7 protein-coding genes are annotated in these 8,468 nt (G+C 66.8%); 2 read left to right on the top strand and 5 right to left on the bottom strand.

Translation table 11 applies throughout. From position 1 onward, the window contains the following. The coding region (locus FJY88_09830; protein MBM3287630.1) for a 3'-5' exonuclease at positions 1-244 on the bottom strand (244 nt) is incomplete at its 3' end. A gap of 170 nt (positions 245-414) precedes the next feature. On the opposite strand from FJY88_09830, the gene FJY88_09825 reads away from it, so the two are divergent. Together FJY88_09825 and FJY88_09820 are read left to right on the top strand one after the other, a co-directional pair. Beyond that, positions 415-3,303, top strand: a complete 2,889-nt coding sequence (locus FJY88_09825) for a PAS domain S-box protein (protein ID MBM3287629.1) — start codon at positions 415-417, stop codon at positions 3,301-3,303. Between the two features lies 1 nt (position 3,304). Further along, positions 3,305-3,955, top strand: coding sequence for a response regulator transcription factor (locus tag FJY88_09820; GenBank protein ID MBM3287628.1), 651 nt, complete (start codon positions 3,305-3,307; stop codon positions 3,953-3,955). Positions 3,956-4,184: 229 nt separating this feature from the next. Here the strand turns inward: FJY88_09820 and FJY88_09815 are convergent, their stop codons facing one another. The 4 genes from FJY88_09815 to FJY88_09800 all read right to left on the bottom strand — a co-directional run bounded on the left by FJY88_09815 (position 4,185) and on the right by FJY88_09800 (position 8,368). Further along, positions 4,185-5,006 (bottom strand): DUF1338 domain-containing protein, encoded by an 822-nt coding sequence (locus FJY88_09815; GenBank protein ID MBM3287627.1) that lies wholly within the window; start codon positions 5,004-5,006, stop codon positions 4,185-4,187. Positions 5,007-5,160: 154 nt separating this feature from the next. Further along, entirely contained in the window at positions 5,161-5,892 is a 732-nt protein-coding gene (locus tag FJY88_09810; protein ID MBM3287626.1) for an ABC transporter ATP-binding protein, read from the bottom strand. Then, entirely contained in the window at positions 5,885-7,135 is a 1,251-nt protein-coding gene (locus FJY88_09805) for an ABC transporter permease (GenBank protein MBM3287625.1), read from the bottom strand. Before FJY88_09805 ends, FJY88_09810 begins: the two co-directional genes overlap by 8 nt. A 3-nt stretch (positions 7,136-7,138) precedes the next feature. After that, complete coding sequence (locus tag FJY88_09800) at positions 7,139-8,368, bottom strand: FtsX-like permease family protein (protein ID MBM3287624.1); 1,230 nt, start codon at positions 8,366-8,368, stop codon at positions 7,139-7,141. Positions 8,369-8,468 lie beyond the last annotated feature (100 nt).

Genomic DNA, 8,468 nt, shown 5'->3' with positions numbered 1-8,468 from the left:
CGATCTTGCGGAAGGTGGGGCTGCCCTCGACGTCGGCATTCGTGATCCCGTGAATGGCGGTCGCCTCGATGGGGATCCGCATCTCGGGATTCACCCGCCGGACCCAGCGCTCCCGCCTGCCGTCCGGGTGGAGCTTGACCATGGCGATCTCCACGATCCGGTCCCTGAAGACATAGGTTCCCGTCGTCTCCAGGTCGAGCGAGACCAGCGGGCGCTTGAGCTCGGGCTGTCTGATCGCGTTCATCGTTCGCTCCTCGGTTGACGGGATCGTAGCAGAAGCCTGCGTTGCGCTGTGGGGCGGTCTGCGCCCCGTCCGAACTCGATCCCTCCCACAGAATCTGGTAACCTCATCTGCGGCCGGCCGAGCCGCGCGCGGCCTCACGGGCGCGCCCGGGCGTGAGGGACGAACCGAGTATGACCGAGAGAGTGCCCGCGGAGGGACACGGTTTCCATGCCATCGTCGAGGGAACGCTCGACGCCGTTGCCGTTGTCGCCCGCAACGGCACGATCGTCTATGCGAACCCGGCCGCCCACGACTTGGCCCGATTCCCAAGGGGCTGGCTCATCGGCAAGATCTTCACGTCCATCCTCCCGCCGGAGGAGGCCGCGCGGATCACCGAGATCCGCAAGGCCCGCCACGCGGGCCTGCCCGTCCCTTCCCGCTACGAGATCGTGGGCCGAAACGCGGAAGGTGCGCCGGTGCCGCTCGAGATCGTCGTCTCCCCGGTTGTCTGGGAAGGGGCCCCGGCGGATATCGTCGCGCTGCGGGAGATCTCCGAGCGGAAGCGCTTCGAAAGGGAGATGTCGCGTCGCCAGGAGATCCTGCAGGCGGTCGCGACCGTGGCGGAAACGCTGCTCAGGACTCCCGACTGGAGCGAGGGGATCCCGAGCATCCTCGAGTCGATCGCGCGGGCCATCGATATCGACAGGGCCTTCTACTGGGAGGCCTCTCAGGATGCGGACGGGGAAATCCGCACCCGCCGGCACCTCGCTTGGTTCGATCCGTCCGTGGGACCGCCTTCCTCGAACCCGGACCTCGACATCGCTCTCCCTCTGCGCGAGATCGGCTGCCAGCCTTGGATCGAGAGGCTCAAGCGCGGGGAGATCCTGCTCGATCCCCCCCATGCCTACCCTGCTCCCTTGCGGGCAGTCTTCGACAGCCGGGGCATCCGGTCCTTCGTGACCGTGCCGATTCTCGTTGGGTCGAAGTGGTCGGGAGTCATCGTCCTCTCCGACTGCAGACGGGAGCGGACCTGGGAGTCCTTCGAGATCGATGCCATGCGGGTCGTCGCGGACATTCTCGGGGGCGTGATCGGGAGAGAGGCGATCGACCGGGATCTGCGCGCGAGCGAGGAGCGTTACCGCACGCTCGTCGAGGAGGCATCCGACGGCATCGTGATGACCGACGCGCATGGGAGGTACATCGAGGCGAACAGCAAGGCCTGCGAGATCCTCGGCTGCGCGCGCGAGGAGCTCTTGCGTCGCGGTGTCGGGGACTTCTCCCTCGAGGAAGGCAGGCGGGAGGCGAGAGCGATCTTCGATGCCGTCGAGGGAGGCCAGGCCGTTCGCGCGGAGCTGAGCGTGCTGAGATCCGACGGCTCGATCGTCCCGGTCGAGATCTCTAGCCGGAAGCTGCCGGACGGCCGCCACGAAGGGATCATCCGCGACATCTCCGAGCGTCGCCGAGCCGAGGAAGAGCTGAGGCGCCGGGACGAGATCCTCGAGGCGATCGCCTTCGCGGCCGCGCGCGTTCCCGGATCCAGGCGCTGGAGGGAGGACATGGAGGCGGTTCTCGAGCGCCTGGGCAGGGCGATCCGGGTCAACCGCATCCTCCTCTTCGAGAACGAGACAGACCGCGAGGGAAGAGTCTGGGCGAGGCAGGATCTCGGCTGGATCAATCCCGAAGACGCCGCCGCCGGAGCCTCCCCTGCCGAGACAGTCTTCTCCGTGGATGCTCCGGGGTTCCGGGCCTTCGCAGACCGTCTCTGCACGGGCGAGGTTCTCCACGGTTCCGCGGACAGATTCCCGGAGGCCATCCGGAGCATCCTCGAACGCGCAGGCCTGGGATCGGTCCTGATCGTCCCGGTTCTGGTGGAGGGACAGTGGTGGGGCACCCTCGGCCTCGGCGATCGGAGCGAGGCGCGGGAATGGTCCGATGTCGAGATCGATGCCCTGCGCGTCGCGGCCGATCTGCTTGGCGCCCTGGTCAGAAGGCGCGGAGTGGTCGAGGCCCTGCGGCAGAGCGAGGAGAAGTACCGGGGTCTGGTCGAGGGGTCCGGGCAAGCGATCACGCTGATCGATCGCGAGGGGGTCTTCCACTTCGCGAACGCGCGGGCCTGCGCGGCCGTCGGCATTCGGCCCGATGAGATCGCGGGCAAGACGATGTGGGACCTCTTCCCCCGGGACCATGCCGACAGGCAGGCCGGCTCCGTGCGAGCGGTCCTGGAATCGGGCGTGGAGGCGATCCACGAGCGGCAGACGGTCGTGCAGGGCGAGGAGCGTTGGTACGAGTCCCGCATCCGGCCCCTCATCGGACCCGACGGCGCGTCCGAGGTCGCCCTCGTCATAGCCAGCGATGTGACCGACCGCAAACAGGCCCAGGACCAGATCCTGACCTATCGGGATCGCCTCCGCGCCCTCGCATCCGAGCTGGCGGCCACGGAGGAGCGAGAGCGCCGTCGTATCGCCGCGGAGCTTCACGACCGGATCGGACAGACCCTCGCCCTCTCGAAGATGCGCCTGGCCGGTCTGCGGGAGATTCGCGATCCCGGCGAGCTCGATGCGGCCATCGCCGACATGCGCGCCCTCATCGACAGGACAATCGGCGACACCCGCTCGCTCATCTTCGATCTGAGTCCTCCCATTCTTCACGAGCTCGGGCTCGATCCGGCCCTCGAGTGGCTCCTCGAGCGCATCGGCAAGGAGAACAGGATCGCCGTCGCCTTCACCCATGACGGCACGGAGAAGCGCCTCGACTCCGATGCAAGGGGCCTGATCTTCCGGGCGGTCCGGGAGCTTCTCGTCAACGTGGTGAAGCATGCCGCCGCCCGTCGCATCGTCCTCTCGAGCAGGATCGAGGGGGACGCGATCGTCCTGAGCGTCCAGGACGATGGGGTCGGGTTCTCCCCCGAAGACGTCGAGGCGCCGGGGGAGCGCGCCTCGGGGTTCGGTCTCTTCAGCATCCGCGAGCGGATCTCGCCGCTCGGCGGGGGTCTGTCCATCGACTCGAGACCTGGAGCCGGCACGAAGGCTACTCTGACCATGCCCTTGGTCAGGGCAGGCGGTCCGGCGGGAGGGAAGTGAGATGAGTCTGCGGATTCTCATTGCCGACGACCATCCAATCATGCGGCAAGGCCTGCGCGCCCTCCTCGAGCAGGAGCGCGGCATGACTGTCGTGGGGGAAGCGGAGAACGGACGCAGGGCCGTCGAGCTCACGGGCAAGCTCGATCCCCAGATCGTGGTCATGGACATCACCATGTCGGGTCTGAACGGGATAGAGGCGACCCGCCAGATCAAGTCGTCCGCGCCACGGACCGAGGTCATCGCCCTCTCGATCCACTCCGACCGCCGCTTCGTGATCGAGATGCTGCGGGCGGGCGCTTCCGGGTATCTCCTCAAGGACGACTGCACGAGGGACGAGCTCGCGCGCGCGATTCACGCCGTGGCCGAGGGCCACCGGTATGTGAGCCCCGGCATTGCCGACGTGGTGGTCGAGGAAGTCACAAGGCGGCCTGCGGACGAAGACGACAGGGCGACCCCCAGCCTGACGCCCCGCGAGCGTGAGGTTCTTCAGCTCCTGGCCGAGGGCAGGACGACCAAGGAGATCGCGCTGCTCCTCAAAGTCAGCCCCAAGACCGTGGAGACCCACCGACATCAGATTATGGAACGGCTTGGAATCAATAGCGTTGCGGAACTGACCAAGTGGGCGGTCCGACACGGCCTCACCTCGCTCTAGCTGGTCTTTTCAGCCCATCGTCGCGCGATCCCCGGCCAGTCTCCGCTAAGGAATTTGCCCTCCCCGACTCAGGGATTCCCCGATACCGGCGGGCGTGCCCCTCGGGCATCGTCAAGTCGAGGGATCCGATCCCTCGAGTGACGCGATTGCCTGTGGAGAGCCGCGACGAGAGTTTGCCCTGGACAGTGTCGCCTCCACGGGCGATCGTTTTTCTGCCCGCGCAGATGCTTCAAGACTCACGGCCGTACGGTTTGACGTTCGTCGACTCGAACAGCTTGTTCGCGCTCTTGGCGATGAAGCCGGCGTAGAGCTTTCCCGTGGACGGATCGACATACCGCCGGGCGAACTCGTAGTAGCACGACGGTATCACCTTCCGCTCGCCCCCCGCGAACTCCCACTCGATCCTGCTAGCGAGGATCGAGGCCTGCTCGAGCAAGACATCGGGCGACCCCGAAACCGGGTCGCTCGGATCGAGGAGCCGGAAGCCGCAGGAAGCCAGCCAATCGCAGAACTGGCGGAGCGACTCGAATCCCTTGAGGTGATTGAACGAGACGGTGAAGTGATTGACCCGGATCCCGAACGCGGCCGTCCATGCGGCGTACTCCGACTCCTCCAGAAGGCCCAGGTACTCATCATGAGAGACCGGGCTCCAGATCCTGCCCTCCATGAAGAGGGGGGTCGAGCCCGCCCGCCCTGGCGGAACCTGCTCGGCCAGGGAGCGGCAGATCGCCTTCAGGCGATCGCTGAAGGACCCGGTCAACAGCTCGGAGATGAAGATGCGAGGCCGTGTCGGATCTTCGTGCATGTAGGACCTGGCCCGGAGCTTCTTTTCCTCGAAGGAATACTCGCCCGAGGGCCTGTAGCCCCGGTCGATGAATGGACGGACGAGGGAGTCGATTCGGATCGGGTCGATGTCGAAGGTGCGGAAGGCGACGTGATCGTTGACGATCGTCTCGCCCCTTTCGGCGATCCGTCTGTGGATTTCGTGGGCGTCGGGCGTGATCGCGGCGTACTCCCGCCAGAGAGCGTCGAACAGGTCGTCCAGCGTCATGTCGGGTCTCCTGATGGTTTGACCCGACGATAGCGCAAGGGCAGCGTCGCGGGGAACAGGCCGGCGCCGCGGCGCGCCGGTCCCGCCCCAGCCTCGCTCCAGCCGCGCCCCGGTTTCGCCCCGGCCGCCCGTGCCTCGATGGGGCCGACGCCGCTCAGTCGATCGGCAGCGGGATCTCGTCCTCTACCGGTACTTCCGTGCCGTCGTGGGCGATGCGGCCGTCCTGGAGCTGGAGGATGCGCGTGCAAAGGCGCGCAAGGCGCATGTCGTGTGTGATGAGGACGATCGTTGTCCCTTCCCTCCAGAGCTTCACGAAGACTTCTAGGATTCCGCGGCCGGTGCGGCTGTCCAGGTTGCCCGTAGGCTCGTCCGCCAGGATCACCTTGGGGCGGTTCGCGAGGGCCCGGGCGATGGCGACCCTCTGCATCTCGCCGCCGGAGAGCTGGGTGGAAAGGTGCTCGGATCGCTCCCGCAAGCCGACGCGATCGAGCATCTCGGTCGCCCGCTCGCGCCGCGCCCGCGACGGCAATCCCGCGAAGAGAAGCGGCATCTCGACATTCTCGCGCGCGGTGGCGTAGGGAAGCAGATGAAACGACTGGAAGACGAAGCCGATCGATCTGTTGCGGAGACCGGCCAGTTCCTCGCCGTCGAGGAGCGTCACGTCCCTGCCCTCGAATCTGTAGGTTCCTCTCGTCGGCGTGTCGAGACATCCGATCAAGTTCATCAGCGTCGACTTGCCGGAGCCGGAGGCGCCGATCACCGCGATCATCTCGCCGCCTCGGACCGTCAGATCCACGTCGCGCAGGGCCGCCACCTCGAGGGATCCGCCGTCGTAGATCTTGGTGATCCCTCTCATCTCGATGATGGCCGATCTCGCGTCACTCATGGCGCAACGCCTCCACAGGGTTCAAGCGGGCCGCGCGGCGGGAAGGCAGGGCTCCCGCGAGACATCCGATCCCGACGAGCACGGCGACGGTGACGATCCCGAGCGGGAGGGAGAGGGTCGGCTTGCCGAGGAACTGAAGCCCTTCGTTCTTGATCGGAATCCGCTGCAGCAGCTCGACGACGAGCCACGAGAGGCCGATCCCCAGATACCCGCCGATTCCCGCGAGGATCAGCGACTCGCCGACGACCTGGGATGTGATCGCGGCCTTGCGCGCCCCGATCGCCATCTGCATGCCGATCTCCCGCGTCCGGCGATGGACCATGACGAAGAGCATGTTCGCGAGGCCGACTCCAGCGACCAGTATCGTCATGCCCCCCACGAGTCCGAGAAAGATCTGCATCCCGTTCATGACCTTGGCCGTCTCCTTGCGGTTCTCGATCGTATCCCAGAAGTGGAGCGCGCTCTCGTCCTCCCGATCGAATCTCTGGCGGCGGGCGAAGACCTCTCGGACCTTCTTTTCCACTTCCTTCGAATCGGCGTCGGGCTTGATGGTGTAGAGCATCAGGCTGTATTCGGTCTTGCCGAAGACCGACTCGAAGGTCGAGAGCGGGATCGATGCCTTGTTCACGTCAGGGCCGCTGTACATGCCCATCTGCTGCTTGTCGATCATCACGCCGACCACGGTGAAGGGGACTCCGTGGATCTGCACGCTCTGTCCCACAGCCGCCTCCGGGCCGAAGAGGCGCTCCTTGAGATCCGGCCCCAGGAAGATGACGCGGCGCCCCTGTGCCTGATCGGTCTCGTTCAGGAACCGGCCGCCCCGCTGCGGATGGTGGGTCCTGATCCCCTCGTAGCAGGGCATCACGCCCGTCAGGTGCGTGGACACCGCCTTGGAGCCCCACGTGATGTCGACGGCCCATCTCTGGCGCTCACCGGCGACCTCGTCGATCTCGGGGATCTCGCGCTCGAGCGCGGCGAGGTCCTCTTCATTCAGATCGATGCCGCGCCCCGCCTTCATCCCCATCCATGGCTTCGTCGTGGTGCCCGCCCAGACGATGACGGGATCGAGCCCGAGCCCGTAGCGGCCCGTCTCCATGGTGAGCTTGAGTCCCTCGCCGAAGGCCAGGAGGAGCATCATCGCGAGCGTGCCCCAGCCGACGGCGAGGAGGATCGCGGCGGGGCGCGACCTTCCGCGGCCGAGGAAGCGGACCATCAAGGCGAGCCCCTGTCTCCCGGGTCCCATCGGTCAACTCCTCAGGGCGACCGCCGGGTTGAGCCCCGCCGCTCGGCGGGCGGGGCCCATCCCTGACACGATTCCGATCAGGCTCAGGAGACCCGCCGTCACGACCGCCGTCTGCCAAGAGAAGACAGGCGTGCCGAACCCCTCCGGCAGCGTGATGAGCCCGCTCGCCTTGACGACTCCAAGGGCGAGCAGGACGCCGATCGTCCCGCCGAGCCCTACGACCAGGAGGGTCTCGAGGAGGATCTGGCTCAGGATCCATCGCTTGCGCGCGCCGATCGCCATGGAGATCCCGATCTGCGAGGTCCGGTCCTCCACGACCATGCTCATGATGTTCGAGACGCCGATCCCGGCGACGGCGAGCGTCAGGACCCCGAGGATCCCGAGGAACATCCTGAACCCCAGGAAGAGCGTGTGGAACATCTGCACCATCTCGCCGACGTCCCAGGTCATCAGGGCTTCCTCGTCGGCGGGATCGAAGTGATGGACCTTTCCGAGGACCGCGCGTATCTCCTTGAGCGCCTCCTTGGCGTCGGCCCCCTTCTCGATCTCGACGACCATGTTGTCGGGCCATCGTTGGCCGAAGGAGGCGACCGCCACCGAGGCGGGGATGAAGATCTTGTTGTCGTCCCGCCCGCTGTAGCTCGAGTCCTGCGGCTTCTTCGGCAGGGTGCCGATGACGAGGAACTGGATCCCGCGGATCTCGATCGTCCGTCCGACGGCCTGCTCGTCGCTGAAGAGGTCCTGGCGGACCTGATCCCCCAGGAAGACGACGCGGCGGCGCTCGGCCTCGTCGCGGTCATTGAGGAACCGGCCTCCGGAGGACGGCTCGATCATCCGCATGGGGCCGAAGCACGGGCGCACCGCGGCGATCCCCGCCGATGGCTCCCCCTTGGGCCCCTTCAGGACGGCGTGGTCGCTGTACTCCGGGCTCGCGCGGACGACCGCGGGCACGAGCCTCAGGATCGCGTCGGCGTCGGAGTCCTCCAGGGCGATGCGCCTTCCGCGCGCGAGCCCTTCGAACGGCATCGAGGTGCGGGATCCCCAGATGATGATGTTCCGCTCGCCGAGCGCGGTCATCGAGACGAGCATCTCGCGCGAGACCCCTTCGCCGAAGGCGAGGAGCAGGACAACGCAGAACGTCCCCCAGGCGAGCCCGAAGAGGGTCAAGGCCGTGCGGAGCCGCTGCGCTTTCAGGTCGCGCCAGAATTGGATCAGGACGATTCGGAGCTGCATCGCGCCCCTACTTCTTCTCGAGCCGGCTCCGCTCCGGCTCGAGGACGGAGTCGGTCTCCGCGAGCCCCGCCTTCACCTCGACCGTGAGGCCGTCGGAGAG

It is taken from the genome of Candidatus Eisenbacteria bacterium (assembly GCA_016867495.1).
Taxonomy (GTDB): domain Bacteria; phylum Eisenbacteria; class RBG-16-71-46; order CAIMUX01; family VGJL01; genus VGJL01.
The sequence above is the reverse complement of the archived record's forward strand: the minus strand, read 5'-3'. Positions and strand labels throughout refer to the sequence as shown.

Excerpts from the sequence above, each read along its gene's own strand:
- FJY88_09825 (MBM3287629.1), top strand. The coding sequence starts at position 415 with ATGACCGAGAGAGTGCCCGCGGAGGGACACGGTTTCCATGCCATCGTC.
- FJY88_09820 (MBM3287628.1), top strand. The coding sequence starts at position 3,305 with ATGAGTCTGCGGATTCTCATTGCCGACGACCATCCAATCATGCGGCAA.
- FJY88_09815 (MBM3287627.1), bottom strand. The coding sequence starts at position 5,006 with ATGACGCTGGACGACCTGTTCGACGCTCTCTGGCGGGAGTACGCCGCG.
- FJY88_09810 (MBM3287626.1), bottom strand. The coding sequence starts at position 5,892 with ATGAGTGACGCGAGATCGGCCATCATCGAGATGAGAGGGATCACCAAG.
- FJY88_09805 (MBM3287625.1), bottom strand. The coding sequence starts at position 7,135 with ATGGGACCCGGGAGACAGGGGCTCGCCTTGATGGTCCGCTTCCTCGGC.
- FJY88_09800 (MBM3287624.1), bottom strand. The coding sequence starts at position 8,368 with ATGCAGCTCCGAATCGTCCTGATCCAATTCTGGCGCGACCTGAAAGCG.